Source organism: Pedococcus sp. NPDC057267 (genome assembly GCF_042668795.1).
GTDB lineage: Bacteria > Actinomycetota > Actinomycetes > Actinomycetales > Dermatophilaceae > Pedococcus.
Window position 1 is genome coordinate 1 of record NZ_JBHUYG010000056.1, and the last position, 13,099, is coordinate 13,099.

At 74.3% G+C, this 13,099-nt stretch carries 16 protein-coding genes; 5 read left to right on the forward strand and 11 right to left on the reverse strand.

All coding sequences use genetic code 11. The annotated features are described in order from the left end of the window. The first annotated feature begins 125 nt into the window (after nt 1–125). A complete protein-coding gene (locus ACFUC1_RS12930; RefSeq protein WP_379120323.1) occupies nt 126–1,307 on the forward strand; it encodes a permease in 1,182 nt (393 codons plus the stop codon). A 33-nt stretch (nt 1,308–1,340) separates the two neighbouring features. On the opposite strand, the gene ACFUC1_RS12935 is transcribed toward ACFUC1_RS12930, so the two are convergent. From ACFUC1_RS12935 to ACFUC1_RS12955, 5 genes are all read right to left on the reverse strand, one after another. Further along, nucleotides 1,341–1,940, reverse strand: coding sequence for a rhodanese-like domain-containing protein (locus ACFUC1_RS12935; RefSeq protein WP_379120325.1), 600 nt, complete (start codon nt 1,938–1,940; stop codon nt 1,341–1,343). Nucleotides 1,941–2,086: 146 nt separating this feature from the next. Continuing rightward, nucleotides 2,087–2,896 (reverse strand): sulfite exporter TauE/SafE family protein, encoded by an 810-nt coding sequence (locus ACFUC1_RS12940; RefSeq protein ID WP_379120327.1) that lies wholly within the window; start codon nt 2,894–2,896, stop codon nt 2,087–2,089. A gap of 198 nt (nt 2,897–3,094) precedes the next feature. Then, on the reverse strand, nt 3,095–3,271 hold the full coding sequence (locus ACFUC1_RS12945; protein WP_379120329.1) for a hypothetical protein: 177 nt from the start codon (nt 3,269–3,271) through the stop codon (nt 3,095–3,097). 80 nt (nt 3,272–3,351) lie between these two features. Beyond that, entirely contained in the window at nt 3,352–4,758 is a 1,407-nt protein-coding gene (locus ACFUC1_RS12950; RefSeq protein WP_379120331.1) for a rhodanese-like domain-containing protein, read from the reverse strand. A 62-nt stretch (nt 4,759–4,820) separates the two neighbouring features. Continuing rightward, nucleotides 4,821–5,135, reverse strand: a complete 315-nt coding sequence (locus ACFUC1_RS12955; RefSeq protein ID WP_379120333.1) for a rhodanese-like domain-containing protein — start codon at nt 5,133–5,135, stop codon at nt 4,821–4,823. A gap of 225 nt (nt 5,136–5,360) precedes the next feature. Here ACFUC1_RS12955 and trxA point away from each other — a divergent pair, with 225 nt between their 5' ends. From trxA to ACFUC1_RS12975, 4 genes are all read left to right on the forward strand, one after another. Continuing rightward, nucleotides 5,361–5,726: a thioredoxin gene (gene trxA, locus ACFUC1_RS12960; protein WP_379120335.1), complete on the forward strand. Its 366-nt coding sequence runs from the start codon at nt 5,361–5,363 to the stop codon at nt 5,724–5,726. 72 nt (nt 5,727–5,798) lie between these two features. After that, on the forward strand, nt 5,799–6,176 hold the full coding sequence (locus ACFUC1_RS12965) for a DUF302 domain-containing protein (protein WP_379120337.1): 378 nt from the start codon (nt 5,799–5,801) through the stop codon (nt 6,174–6,176). Between the two features lie 28 nt (nt 6,177–6,204). Beyond that, nucleotides 6,205–6,471 (forward strand): metal-sensitive transcriptional regulator, encoded by a 267-nt coding sequence (locus ACFUC1_RS12970; RefSeq protein WP_310156491.1) that lies wholly within the window; start codon nt 6,205–6,207, stop codon nt 6,469–6,471. A gap of 4 nt (nt 6,472–6,475) precedes the next feature. Further along, the gene (locus tag ACFUC1_RS12975) at nt 6,476–7,756 is read left to right on the forward strand and encodes an MFS transporter (protein ID WP_379120339.1); all 1,281 of its coding nucleotides are present in this window, start codon (nt 6,476–6,478) and stop codon (nt 7,754–7,756) included. Here ACFUC1_RS12975 and ACFUC1_RS12980 read toward each other — a convergent pair. From ACFUC1_RS12980 to ACFUC1_RS13005, 6 genes are read right to left on the reverse strand one after another with little or no spacing between them, the layout of a single operon-like run. Beyond that, nucleotides 7,753–8,223, reverse strand: a complete 471-nt coding sequence (locus ACFUC1_RS12980) for a MarR family winged helix-turn-helix transcriptional regulator (protein ID WP_379120341.1) — start codon at nt 8,221–8,223, stop codon at nt 7,753–7,755. The two genes, ACFUC1_RS12975 and ACFUC1_RS12980, sit on opposite strands and share 4 nt — an antisense overlap. Before the next feature lie 4 nt (nt 8,224–8,227). Next, a complete protein-coding gene (locus ACFUC1_RS12985; protein ID WP_379120343.1) occupies nt 8,228–9,670 on the reverse strand; it encodes an MFS transporter in 1,443 nt (480 codons plus the stop codon). Between the two features lie 42 nt (nt 9,671–9,712). After that, nucleotides 9,713–10,291 (reverse strand): isopentenyl-diphosphate Delta-isomerase, encoded by a 579-nt coding sequence (gene idi / locus ACFUC1_RS12990; protein WP_379120345.1) that lies wholly within the window; start codon nt 10,289–10,291, stop codon nt 9,713–9,715. After that, complete coding sequence (locus ACFUC1_RS12995) at nt 10,288–11,358, reverse strand: NAD(P)/FAD-dependent oxidoreductase (RefSeq protein WP_379120347.1); 1,071 nt, start codon at nt 11,356–11,358, stop codon at nt 10,288–10,290. Before ACFUC1_RS12995 ends, idi begins: the two co-directional genes overlap by 4 nt. After that, entirely contained in the window at nt 11,355–11,885 is a 531-nt protein-coding gene (locus ACFUC1_RS13000; RefSeq protein ID WP_379120349.1) for an isoprenylcysteine carboxyl methyltransferase family protein, read from the reverse strand. The genes ACFUC1_RS12995 and ACFUC1_RS13000 overlap by 4 nt, the downstream gene beginning before the upstream one ends. 7 nt (nt 11,886–11,892) lie before the next feature. After that, on the reverse strand, nt 11,893–12,990 hold the full coding sequence (locus tag ACFUC1_RS13005) for a type III polyketide synthase (RefSeq protein WP_379120351.1): 1,098 nt from the start codon (nt 12,988–12,990) through the stop codon (nt 11,893–11,895). Between the last annotated feature and the right edge of the window lie 109 nt (nt 12,991–13,099).

Consider the following 13,099-nt stretch of genomic DNA (forward strand, 5'->3'; position numbering starts at 1 on the left):
GGCCGGCACGACGCCGGCCGGGCCCGCTTGCGACCCACAACGGCGGAGGTTCCAATGGTGCGGCGCCTCGGCCCTCCCGAGGGCGGGTGCACGACGAGGGGCCGGGCCACGACCAGGAGGCGATGATGAGCGGCAACGGCGGGGTCCTCGCCACGATCGCGGAGCCCGTGGTGATGGCCGCGCGCATGGGGTGGCAGATCCTGTGGCCGCTCATCCTGGGCTTCACGCTGTCCGGTGTGGTGCAGGCCGTCGTGCGCCGCGAGGTGGTGCGCAGGTACCTGGCAGGGGACTCGCCCCGCAACCTCGCCTGGGCCACGGGTCTCGGTGCCGCCTCGTCCTCGTGCTCGTATGCCGCGGTCGCGCTGGCCCGCTCGCTGTTCGTCAAGGGTGCGTCACTGGCGTCGGCGATGGCCTTCGAGATCGCGTCGACGAACCTGGTCCTCGAGCTCGGCATCATCCTCGCGCTCTTCATGGGCTGGCAGTTCACACTGGCCGAGTTCGTGGGTGGCCCGCTCATGATCGTCCTGGTCGCGGTCGGCTTCCGGCTGTGGTTGCGGGGCAGGGTCGTGGACCGGGCCCGTGAGGAGGCCGAGCAGGGCCGGGCGGGTGCGATGGAGGGCCACGCAGCCATGGACATGTCCGTCCAGGGGGAGGGGTCGTGGTGGCGTCGGCTGAGGTCCCCCGACGGGGTCACGGCCGTGTCGCACTACTTCGTCATGGACTGGGCGTCGGTCATCCGTGACATCGTGCTGGGGCTGCTCGTGGCGGGCGTCGTGGCCGCCTGGGTGCCGGTGTCGTGGCTGCAGGCGTTCTTCCTCACCGACAACCCGGTCCTGGCGTCCCTCTGGGGTCCTGTCGCCGGGCCGCTCGTGGCGGTGGTCAGCTTCGTCTGCTCCGTCGGGAACGTCCCCCTGGCAGCGGTGCTCTGGAACGGCGGCATCAGCTTCGGGGGAGTGGTCAGCTTCATCTTCGCCGACCTGATCATCCTCCCCATCCTGAACATCTACCGCCGCTACTACGGCACGGCCGCGGCGCTGCGCATCACCGGCGTCTTCTACCTGGCGATGGTCCTGACCGGGTATGCCGTGGAGCTCCTCTTCCGCCCCCTCGGCCTAGTGCCCGAGAAGCGCTCGGCGACGGTGACCGAGGCCTCGTTCACGTGGGACTACACCACGTGGCTCAACCTTGTCTTCCTCGTGCTTGCCGCCGTGCTGGTGACCCGGTTCGTGCGCACCGGCGGTGTCCCGATGCTGGCGCAGATGAACGTTTCCGGGGACGGGCACGAGGACGGCGCCCACCACCACTAGCCCTGGCAGTGGTGGTGGGCGCCCTCGCGGCCGTCAGTCGCGCAGGGCGTCCAGCACGGTGGCGAGGTCGGGGCTGTTGCGCCGGTTGTAAGGCAGCCTGGACAGGGCCATGCCCATGAGGCAGCTGTCCGTGAGCGCTGCGCCGACCAGCCCGCCGCCCACCGCGGCCGAGACCCACTTCGTCCACGGGGCGACGACGCTGGCGAGCACGCCGGTCAGCACGATGCCGCCGGCCACGAGCCGTACCTGTCGCTCGAGCTCCCAGGTCCGGGTGCCACGGGTCAGTGGGCCGCCGGCGGACTCCCACGCCGTGACACCACCCGTGAGGACGTGCACGTTGCCGGGCCCGGCCGCGGTGAGCAGGCCCTCGGCCTGGCCGGCCCTGGCGCCGGAACGGCAGATGAGGACCACGTCCTCGTCGAGGTGGCTTCGCAGCTCCTCGCGGTGCTCGCGGAGCAGGTCGAGCGGCACGTTGTAGGAGCCCGGGATGTGGGCCGTGGTGAACTCGGCAGGCGTGCGCACGTCGAGCAGTCGCGGGGCGTCGTCGCCCTCGAGCCACTCGCGGAGGGCGGCGGCGTCCAGCGCGGTCGCGCGCGCCGGGGTCGGGGTGGTGGTCGGCGTGGTGGAGGTCATGGGTCCTTCGGGGTTAGGGGTTCTACGGGTGGTCGACGAGGTGGGCGTGAAGGGGTGGTGCCGGGCACCCGTGCCCCGCCGCATGATGGAGTTCGAGGTCCGGGTGGTGGGACGAGGGGCGCCCGAGCGCACGCCGGGCCGGCGGCTCAGAACAGGCTGGGGACGCTGCGGGCCGCCGTGTACAGCGCGACCGCGACGAGGAGCACGGCGAACGCGCGGGTGAGGTGCCGCGGCGCGACGCGGGCCGCGACACGGCCGCCCACGAGGCTGCCGGCGACCGCCGCCGCGGTGAAGGCGAGGATCACGCCCCAGTCGAGCGACATCCCGCTGCCCGCTCGGGCGCCCAGCGCGGTGGCGCTGTTGACGGCGATGACGAGCAGCGAGGTCCCCACGGCGACGGGCATGGGGAAGGCCAGGGCGAGCACGAGCGCCGGGACGAGGGCGAACCCGCCGCCCACGCCGAAGAAGCCGGTGAGCAGGCCGACGGCGGTCGCCGTGACGACGACCTTGGCGACGCGCGGGCAGGCGCAGGAGAGCGGGCGCAGGGTGAGCATGGGCTCGGCCGTCGTGTCGTCCTCGGCGTCGCCGGCCTCCCCACGACGCAGTGACCGCCGGAGCATGAGGGTCGCGACGACGAGCATGAGGGCGGCGAACGCCGAGAGCAGCACGGCAGGGCGCACGTGGGTGGCCAGCGCCGAGCCCGCGACCGAGCCGGCGGTGCCGAGGGCGCCGAAGGCGAGGCCCTGCCCGAACCGGACGTTGCCGCGGCGGGCGTGGGGCAGCATCGCGATCAGCGAGGTGATCCCGACGATCAGCAGGGAGCTGGTCGTGGCCTGCCTGGGGTCCTGCCCCAGCAGGTACACGAGGGCGGGGACGGTGAGGATCGAGCCGCCGCCACCCAGTGCGCCCAGGGACAGGCCGATGAGCAGCCCGACGGGCAGGACGAGCGGTGACATGTCAGGGATCTCCTGGGTGAAGGTGCCGGGGACAGGGGTGGGGGGATGTCCCCTGTCCCCGGCGGGGTGCGCCCACGGGTCCGGCAGGGGGGAGCCGGGTGGGCACGACCGGGCGCTGCGGAGGGGGGTTGCGGCGCCCGGTGGTACGGGACTGCCGAGCGGCTGCTCGGCTGCGGGGCCGGGGGCCCCGCAGCGCGGTCAGCGGCTGAACAGGCGGGACAGGAAGCCGCCGCCGGACGCGGCCGCCTTCTCTGCGTCGCTGTGTCCGGCGCAGCGGTCGGCGCGGGGGACGCGGGCCATGACCTGGTCGACGTGCTGGCCGCAGCCGGCCCAGGTGGTCTTGCCGCAGACCTTGCAGTTGACGGGACGGCACATGGTGGTTCTCCTTCGAGGGGTGGTGGTGTGGGGAGGGTGAGTGGAAGGGGGACGGGTCGTGGTCGGGGCGTCCCGCCCGGTCAGGCGGCGGAGGCCATGGGGAGGCCGGCAGCCGCGGCGTTCTCGCCGAAGCTGTCGTCGACGGCCACCACGGGCACCTTGCGTGCCGCGAGGACGGAGGCTGCGATGGACGCCCGGTAGCCACCGGCGCAGTGCACCCAGACCTCGCCGGCGGGCACCTCGTCGAGGCGCTCGAGCAGTTCGTGCAGGGGGATGTTCACGGCGCCCTCGATGTGGCCCTCCGCGAACTCGTTGACGCGGCGGACATCGAGGACCTCGACGCGTCGGTGGTGACGGACCTGTGCGAGGTCGGCGAAGACCGCGCGCTCGAAGCTGCCGAGCTCCTCGTCGGTCCAGTCCTCCGGGGTGCCGGTGGCGGCGCCCTCGAGCCGGTCGATGCCGATGCGCACCAGCTCCCGCTGGGCCTCGGCGACCTGCTCGGGCGAGTCGCCCAGCAGGGTCAGGGGGGTGCCCCAGGGGATGAGCCAGCCCAGGTAGGTCGCGAACTGGCCGTCGAGCCCGAAGTTGAGGGTGCCGGTCACGTGCCCGGCGGCGAAGGCGGTGCGGGTCCGCAGGTCCACGACCCACTCGCCGGCGTCGATGCGGGCCGCGAGGGTCTCCTTGTCGGCGGTCGCGGGCGCGTCGAGGTCGGGGGCGCCCGGGCCGGTGCTGTTGGCCGGTCCCATGTGCACGTAGTACGCGGGGTATGCGTCGAGCCCGGCGAGGGTGTCCGCGACCCACGTCTCCTCGGCCTGGGTCAGGGCGGGGTTCTGCCGCTTCTCCGCGCCGATCGTCGACGCGGTCGTGTCCCCCGTGGACCCGGCCGAGCAGAACGAGCCGAAGCCGTGGGTGGGCAGCACGTGGGTGTGCTCGGGCAGCTCGTCCGCGAGCCGGTGGGCCGAGGCGAACTGGTGGTGGACCAGCGCATCGGTGTGGTCGTGGCCGAGCAGGTCCGGCCGGCCCGTCGCGCCGAAGAGGAGCGACCCGCCGGTGAACACGCCGACCGGGTCGAAGTCCTCGCCCGGCGCGGCTGCGGACTCCAGCGCGTAGGACAGGTGCGTGTAGGTGTGGCCAGGGGTGGCGATGGCCCGCACGCGCAGGGCGGGGGAGACCTCGACGAGGTCGCCGTCGCTGATGGGCGTGCGGTCGTAGCTGACGTCGTCTGCGGCGTTGACGTGGTATGCCGCGCCCGTGGCACGGGCGAGGGCGAGGCCGCCGGTGACGTAGTCGTTGTGGATGTGCGTCTCGAAGACGTGCGTGATGGTGACGCCCGCCTCGGCCGCCAGGGAGAGGACCCGGTCGATGTCGCGCTGCGGGTCCACGACGACGGCGACCGAGCCGTCGTGCGCGAGGTAGGAGCGGTCGCCGAGGGTCGGGGTGTCGATCGGCACGATGACCGGGGTGCTCACGGTCGTGTCCGTGTTCATGGGATGTCCTTCGGGGTGTGGAGGTTCAGGGTCGGGAGGTCGGGGTCCGGGTCTCAGGCGACCTACGGCCGGGTGCCCGTGACGACGGGGCGGCCCGAGTGGGCCCAGGCGGAGGTGCCGCCGGCGACGGACCAGGCGTCGAACCCCGCGCGGCGCAGGTAGTCGGTCATGGCGAGGCTGCGGTTGCCGCTGGCGCAGATGACGTAGAGCGGTCGGCTGCGGTCCAGCTCCGGGACGCGCGACGGGAGCTGCCCCATCGGCACCAGGACGGCACCGGGGACGTGGCCCCCGACGTACTCGCCCGGCTCGCGGACGTCGATGACGGTGGCGCCGTCCGCGTGGGCGGCGGCGAAGGTGTCGAGGGCGACCTCGGACATCGGAGAACTCCTTCAGGTGATGGGGGAGATACCTAGTGGGGTATCCGACGAGACGTAACCGTAGTACCCTCGGGGGTATTCCAGTCAAATCGAGAACGGGCGTGTCGCAGCCCCAAACGCCTGGGGGCGCAAGGAGCCGCAACGGCCGGGAATGTTCCCCGGCGCACCTCGGTTGCATACCCCAGCCGGTATCGGCGAAACACTTCCGACACAGGAGAGAGAGACATGAGCACCCAGACCCTCACCGGTGCCAACTTCGAGTCCACCATCACCGGGAACGACATCGTCCTCGTGGACTTCTGGGCTGCCTGGTGTGGCCCGTGCCGCCAGTTCGCGCCCGTCTTCGAGGCCGCCTCGGAGCAGAACCCCGACATCGTCTTCGGCAAGGTCGACACCGAGGCCGAGCAGGCCCTGGCCGCCGCGGCGAGCATCACGTCCATCCCCACCCTGATGGCCTTCCGGGACGGCATCCTGGTCTTCGCCCAGCCCGGTGCCCTGCCGGCGTCGGCGCTGGACCAGGTGATCGCGGGCGTGCGAGGCCTGGACATGGACGACGTCCGCGCCCAGGTCGCCGCGCAGCAGACCGCCTGAGCCGGCCGGCACGACCGACCGCCCGGACCCACCCAACGACGACAAGGAGCACCGACATGGGCTACGCACTGAGTGCAAACCGTCACGCAGGCCTTCGCCCCGACCCTCGAGGCCACCCGGGCCGCGCTGGCCGACCAGGGCTTCGGCGTGCTGACCGAGATCGACCTCGCCGCGACCCTCAAGGCGAAGATCGACGTCGACATCGCCCCGCAGGTCATCCTCGGGGCCTGCCGCCCGCCGCTGGCCCACGCGGCGCTCTCGGCGGAGCCGTCCATCGGCCTGCTCCTGCCGTGCAACGTCGTCGTCCGGGCGGTCGACGACGACACGACCCTCGTCGAGGCCATGGACCCCCAGGTCATGGTCACCCTGACCGACAACGCCGAGCTCGGCGGTGTCGCCGACGACGCGCGTGAGAGGCTCGCCGCGGCGCTGGCCTCCCTCACCGACTGATCCCCCGCACCACCCAAGGAGACCCACGATGGTCACTCTCAACAGCGACGACATGACGCCTGTCATCAACCGCCTGCGCCGCGCGCAGGGCCAGATCGGCGGGGTCATCCGCCTCATCGAGGAGGGCCGTGACTGCAAGGACGTCGTCACGCAGCTCGCCGCCGTCAACCGGGCCCTGGACCGGGCCGGCTTCGCCATCGTCTCCTCGGGCATGCGGGAGTGCCTCACGTCGCCCGACGGCATCAACGCCGAGGACCAGGCGACGATGGAGAAGCTCTTCCTCACCCTCGCCTGACCCGGTGGCGTCCGCCACCGTCCGCGGGACAGCACAGGACGGGTCGACGGCACCCCGGCTGGGACTGCGCGCCAACGCGGCCCAGTTCACCCTGCTGGTCGCCGTCAACGCCCTCGTGGGCGGCATGCTCGGCCAGGAGCGCACGGTGCTGCCGCTCCTGGCGGGCCAGGTCTTCGGCCTGCACGCCCACACCGCGGCCCTCACGTTCATCGTCGCCTTCGGCCTGTCCAAGGCCGTGGCCAACTACGCTGCGGGCGCCTGGTCGGACCGCCACGGCCGCAAGCCCGTGCTCGTCGCGGGCTGGTTCGCGGCCGTGCCGGTGCCCCTGCTGCTGATCTGGGCTCCCACCTGGTGGTGGGTGGTCGCGGCCAACGTCCTGCTCGGCGTCAGCCAGGGCCTGACGTGGTCGACCACCGTCGTCATGAAGATCGACCTCGCGGGCCCCGGCCGCCGCGGGCTCGCCATGGGGCTGAACGAGGCCGCCGGGTACGGCGCGGTGGCCGTGACCGCGCTGGCCACCGGCTGGGTCGCGGCCCACGCCGGCCTGCGCCCGGAGCCGTTCCTCCTCGGCATCGCGTTCGCCGCGCTCGGCCTCGGGCTGTCGAGCCTGGCCGTGCGGGAGACGCACCACCACGCCCGGCACGAGGCGGTCACGGACGACGCGCCCTCGAGGGGCGAGCTGTCAGACCGGGAGGTCTTCGCCAGGACGAGCTGGCGCGACCGGACGCTCTCCGCCGCCAGCCAGGCCGGGCTCGTCAACAACCTGAACGACGGGCTGGCGTGGGGACTGTTCCCGGTGCTCTTCGCCGGCGCGGGGCTGTCGGTCGGCCGGATCGGCTGGCTGGCCGCGACCTACCCGGCCGTGTGGGGCCTCGGCCAGGTCGCCACGGGAGCGCTGTCGGACCGCTGGGGCCGCCGCGGCCTCATCGTGGCCGGCATGCTCGTGCAGGCCCTGGCGCTCGGGCTGGTCGCAGCCGCCGACAGCTTCGGCTGGTGGCTGGTGGCCACCGCGCTGCTCGGTGCCGGTACGGCCATGGTCTACCCCACGCTGCTGGCGGTCATCGGCGACGTGGCACAACCCGCCTGGCGGGCGCGGTCCGTCGGCGTCTACCGCCTGTGGCGCGACGGCGGTTTCGCCGTCGGTGCGCTGCTCGCAGGAGTGCTCGCGGACCTGTGGGGGATCAGGGCTGCCGTGCTGGCCGTCGCGGCCCTCACCGCGGTGTCCGGCGTCGTGGCCCGGGTCCGGATGGCGCCCGTCACCAGCGCAGCGGGGGCGCGAGCCTAGGCGTCGTTCGTGCGGTCGGTCTGCTCCTCGAGCAGGTCCACCAGCCGGTTCAGCACCGGCAGCGCGCGGCCCAGGACGTCCTGGTCGGCGGCCGGCAGGGCCTCGACGGCAGCGGCGAGCGACGATCCGTTGACCTGTCGCCACGAGGCCACGTGGGCGGCGCCGGCGGGCGTCAGCGAGTACTCGACGGCACGCTTGTCGGTGGCGCTGGCGGCCCGCTCCAGCATCCCGGCCGTGGCCAGCGTGTTGGCGAGGGTGCTCACCGAGTTGGGAGCCAGGCGCAGTGCCTGTGCGAGCTCGCCCGGCCGCGACCCCGGGCGCTCCTCGACGACGCTGAGCAGCTCGAGCTGGGCGACGCTGAGCGGAAGGGTGGGGAGGTTCGCTCGTGCGGCCCTGCGCATGGCGCGGCGCAGGCGGGCCACGAGGTCCGCGAAGGTCGCGGTCAGGTCCGGCCCGGCTGCACTCATGGCGTCAGGCTCCCACGGGGTCAGGGTGGTCGGGCGTGGTGCCCGGCTGCCGGGACCCGGCGGTGAGCGCGAGGAGCAGGCAGGCCACCGCGAGTGCGCCCAGGACCAGCGGCGCACCGGTCCAGCCCCACGCCTCGCCGAGGTGGACGCCCAGGGCGGCGAGCGCGACCCCCACCGAGGTGCCGAGCGCGCGGGCCACGTTGATCATGCCCCCCGTGACGGCGGACGCCTCGGGCGGGATCGCGGTCATCACCATGGCGTTGTTGGCGGGCAGGACGAGGCCGAGGCTGGCCCCGCTGAGGACGAGCAGGGCGGCGACGAGCCCGGGGGAGGACCAGGCGACGCACTGGGCCACGGCGCTCGCGGCCGCGACCAGGGCGCCGATGCGCACGCGGGTCGCGTTGCCCACCGACCGGCCCACGCGCGCCCCGAACAGCGCGGTCAGGGCGAAGCCCACCGGCAGGCAGGTCAGGACGAGGCCGCCGCGCCCCACGCCGGCGCCCCAGGCGTGGAAGACCTGCGGGTAGAGCACCAGGGGGGCGAAGAGGGCGAGGTAGCCGAGCAGGGCGCCGAGCAGCCCGGCGCCGATCCCGGACTCGCGGACCCGGGCGGGGGAGGCCAGGGGTGCCTGCACGCGCTGCTCGACCCGCCAGAACCCCGTCGTGGTCGCGACCGCCACCACGGCCGCCAGTCCCACGACCAGCCACAGGGGGTGCGGCTCGGCGAGCTGGGCCAGCACCCACAGCGCCAGCAGCGTGCTCACCCCCAGCAGCGCGGCGCCCCTGAGGTCGCCGCGCTCCCGCTCGTGCAGGTCACGGCTGCGCGGGAGCAGCAGCAGGCCGGCGACGATCGCCACCGCGCCGACGGGCACGTTGACCCAGAAGACCCACCGCCAGCCGAGCCCCTCCACGAGCACGCCGCCGAGGGCCGGCCCGGCGGCCAGCCCGAGGGCCTGGGCCGCGGCCTGCACGCTCAGGGCGGCGCGGACGCGGCTGCGGTCGACGCTGCGCACCACGAGCGCGACGCTGTTGGCCTGCAGCAGCGCGGCGGCCAGGCCCTGGACCGCCCGCGCCGCGACCAGCCACCCCAGCGTCGGGGCGAACCCGCAGGCGGCCGAGGCCATCGTGAACAGGCCGAACCCGTAGACGTACAACAGCTTGCGGCCCCGCGCGTCGGACCATCGACCCACAGGGACCAGTGCCACCGCCAGCACGCCCAGGTAGGCGAGCGACACCCACTGGACCTGCGCCAGGGGAGCTCCGAAGTCCGACCCCATCCGCGGGAACGCGAGGGCGACGATGCTGGCGTCCAGCTGGCCCATGAACGCGCCCAGGCAGACGGCCAGCACGGCCGCCCACGGGGCCCGGGGGTGCTCGCGGACCCAGTGGGGGCGCGCCACCTCGGTGCCCAGGCGCCTGCGGAACCCTTGCCACGCTGCTGCTGCCACGAGGTCAGTCTGTCACAGACAGATGTATGCCGGGAACGCAGCTCAGGTGCGGGCGGCCGGGGGCAGCAGGGCGCCGTCGCCCTGGGGCCACGCCGCCGGCTCGGGCCCGAGGCGGCTCAGCGCGCGCACCTGCTCGCGGCACCACACGGACACCTCACGCCGTCCGGCCAGGACGTCACCGGCGAACTCGGGCCACGGCACCCACTCGGTGTCGGCGACCTCGTCGGGCAGGGGCGCCAGCGTGCGGTCGGCGAGCTCGCCGGCATACACGGGGCACCACTCGTCCTCCACCACGCCGTCCATCTCCGCGCGGTAGGTGAACAGGGGAAGGACGAGTCGCAGCGAGACCGGCTGCGTGCCGAGCTCGTCCCGTGCCCGGCGTGCCACGGCCTGCGGCAGCGGCTCACCCGGGGCGGGGTGGCCGCAGACCGAGTTGGTCCACAGGCCCGGGAAGGTCGCCTTCCCCAGCGCGCGACGGGTGACGAGCAGGGCGCCGTCGGGGTCGAAGAAGTATGCCGAGAACGCCAGGTGCCGCGGCGTCGACCCGTGGTGCACGGCCGCCTTGGGCATCGTGCCGACGGCGTTGCCGCGCTCGTCGAGCAGGACCACGACCTCGGTCACGCCGCCCGCCCGAGCTCGTTGACGGCGGCCGAGAACACCCACGGAGCCGCGGCCGCCGCGGGCACCAGCGCCCGCCGGACCAGGCGCGGGCGGGTCGACTGGCGCAGCGCCGCGGTCAGCGCGGAGCAGCGCCACGTGGCAGCCAGCCAGCCGCGTTCGTACTGCGACGGGCGTCCGGCCAGGAGTGCGGCGACCGCGGCGCGCGCCTGGGCGAGGCCGAGGGAGATGCCCTCGCCGGTGAGCGCATCGACGTAGCCGGCGGCGTCGCCGACGAGGAGCACCCGTCCGGCCGTGCGCCGACGGCTGCGCTGGCGCAGGGGCCCCGCCCCGGCGACGGGGGAGACTGCCTCACACCCGGTGAGCCGCTCGAGCAGCGGCCGGAACCCGGTGAGGTGCTCGGCGAACGGCGCGCGGTGGTCGCTCAGGACCGCCACGCCGACCACGTCGTCGGCGACGGGGGTGACGTAGGCCTCTGCGCGGGCGCCCCAGAGGACGTCGACGTGGTCGGACCAGGGCGCGATGCGGAAGTGCTGCCGCTGCCCGAACCGGGGCCGCCCGCCCACCGGGTGGTCGAGCCGCAGCAGCCGTCGGGTGGGCGAGTGCAGGCCGTCGGCGGCGAGCACGTGGCGGGCGGCCAGGGTCGGCCCGGTGGTGCCGTGGAGGCCGTGGGTGCGGACCTCGACGCGGTCGGCGTGCTGGTCGAGGCCGTCGAGCGCGAGGGGCAGCACCTCGACCCCGGCGCGGGCGACCTGCGCCGACAGGCGGCCCTGCAGCTCGGTGCGGCGGACGCCGAGCCCGGCGCCGGCGCGGAAGTCGGCGACGGCGCTCGCGGTCGGGCCGAGGTAGCGGATGCCGCGGAAGGCGTGACCGTCCGGCTCGACGCCCAGCTCGGCCAGGGCCGCCACCCCACCGGGCATCAGCCCCTCGCCGCAGGCCTTGTCGACGGGCCCGCTGCGCGGTTCCAGGACCTGCACCGTGAGGCCCTGTCGCGCGGCATACAGGGCACAACCGAGCCCCACCGGCCCGCCGCCCACGACGAGCACGTCCACCGGGCTGCTGCCGGTCACGCGGCGACCTGCTCCGGGCGCAGCGCCCGGTCCTCCACGCGGATGCGCACCGTCAGCAGCGCCGCGTCCAGCACCGTGAACGCCGCGGCCGTCACCCAGGCGCTGTGCACCAGCGGGAGGGCGAACCCCTCGACGACGACCGCCACGTAGTTGGGGTGCCGCAGGAGGCGGTAGGGGCCGGCGGTGACGAGGGGCAGGCCGGGCACCACGATGACCCGCGTGTTCCACCGCGGCCCGAGGGTGGCGATGCACCACCAGCGCAGTCCCTGCGACGCCAGGGCGAGGACGAGCATCGGCCAGCCCAGCGCCGGCACGAACGGCCGGTCCGCGACCACGACCTCGACGAGCGCCCCCACGAGGAGGGCCGTGTGCAGCGCCACCATCGCGGGGAAGTGGCCGCGCCCGAACTCGACCCCGCCACGGCGGAACGCCCAGTCGGCGTGCCGACGGGAGACGAGGAGTTCGGCCAGGCGCTCGAGCCCGACGGCGACGACGAGCGCTGCGTAGAGCAGCTGGGAGGTGTCCACGACCGACTCAGCCCACGGCCCGCAGGAGCACCATCTCGAGGCAGAAGCCTGGCCCCATGGCCATGAGCATGCCGTACGACCCGGGGGCCGGCGGCCGCTCGCGCAGGGTGTCCGCGAGGACGTGCAGGACCGAGGCCGAGGAGAGGTTGCCGATGCGGTCGAGCGAGCGCCAGGTCACGCCGAGCGCGTCGTCCGCCACCTCGAGGGCGTCCTCCATCGCCTCGAGCACCTTCGGGCCGCCGGGGTGGGCGACCCAGAAGCCGACGTCCGCCCGGGTGAGCCCGTGGTCGGCGAGGAACCCGTCGACGTCGGCCCGCAGGTGGCTGCGCACGAGCTCGGGCACCTCGACGCCGAGGACGATGCGCAGCCCCGTGGCGCCGACGTCCCACCCCATCGCGCGCTCGCTGTCCGGGTAGAGGCGGCTGCGCGTCGACAGCACCCGCACGTCGGGCTGCCCGGTGGTCGTGCCGTCCTCGCCGGTGGGCCCGGCCGCTGCCCGTTCCGAGCCGAGCAGGACGACGGCCGCGGCGCCGTCGCCGAACAGCCCGCTGGCCACGAGGTTCGCGGTCGAGGTGTCGTCGTGCTGGACGGTCAGGCTGCACAGCTCGACCGACAGCAGCACCGCGACGGCGTCCGGGTGACCGAGCAGGTGGTCGTGCACGCGCGCCACGCCAGCAGCCCCGGCGACGCAGCCCAGCCCGACGACGGGCACGCGCTTCACGTCGGGCCGCAGACCGATCCGGGCGGCGATGCGGGCGTCGAGGGACGGCACGGCGAGGCCGGTCACGGTCGTGGAGAGGATGAGGTCGACGTCGGCGGGGGTGAGGTCGGCGTCCTTGAGCGCGTCGACGACGGCCTGCGCGCCCAGCTCGACGGCTGCCGCGATGAACGCGTCGTTGCTCTCGCCGAAGTCCCGCAGCCCGGCATACCGCTCCAGGGGGAGGGCCAGGTGGCGCTGGCTGACCCCGGCGTTGGCGTGGATCCGCTCGAGCAGGGCGCGGTCGACGCCCCGGGCGCCGAGCATGTCGGCGAGGGCGGCGGTGACCTCGGCCTGGGCGTACCGGTGGTCGGGGAGCACTCCGGCGACTGAGGCGATGCGGGTCACCGCACGAGCGTAGGCACACCCGCAACGGGCGCGCCTCACGAGGCGTCGTGATCGTCGCCACGACCGGCGGTGACGACGAGGGCGGTCGTCCCCACACCCTCGCCCCTAG

Coding starts and splice junctions, on each gene's coding strand:
- ACFUC1_RS12930 (WP_379120323.1), top strand. CDS start 126: ATGAGCGGCAACGGCGGGGTCCTCGCCACGATCGCGGAGCCCGTGGTG.
- ACFUC1_RS12935 (WP_379120325.1), bottom strand. CDS start 1,940: ATGACCTCCACCACGCCGACCACCACCCCGACCCCGGCGCGCGCGACC.
- ACFUC1_RS12940 (WP_379120327.1), bottom strand. CDS start 2,896: ATGTCACCGCTCGTCCTGCCCGTCGGGCTGCTCATCGGCCTGTCCCTG.
- ACFUC1_RS12945 (WP_379120329.1), bottom strand. CDS start 3,271: ATGTGCCGTCCCGTCAACTGCAAGGTCTGCGGCAAGACCACCTGGGCC.
- ACFUC1_RS12950 (WP_379120331.1), bottom strand. CDS start 4,758: ATGAACACGGACACGACCGTGAGCACCCCGGTCATCGTGCCGATCGAC.
- ACFUC1_RS12955 (WP_379120333.1), bottom strand. CDS start 5,135: ATGTCCGAGGTCGCCCTCGACACCTTCGCCGCCGCCCACGCGGACGGC.
- trxA (WP_379120335.1), top strand. CDS start 5,361: ATGAGCACCCAGACCCTCACCGGTGCCAACTTCGAGTCCACCATCACC.
- ACFUC1_RS12970 (WP_310156491.1), top strand. CDS start 6,205: ATGGTCACTCTCAACAGCGACGACATGACGCCTGTCATCAACCGCCTG.
- ACFUC1_RS12980 (WP_379120341.1), bottom strand. CDS start 8,223: ATGAGTGCAGCCGGGCCGGACCTGACCGCGACCTTCGCGGACCTCGTG.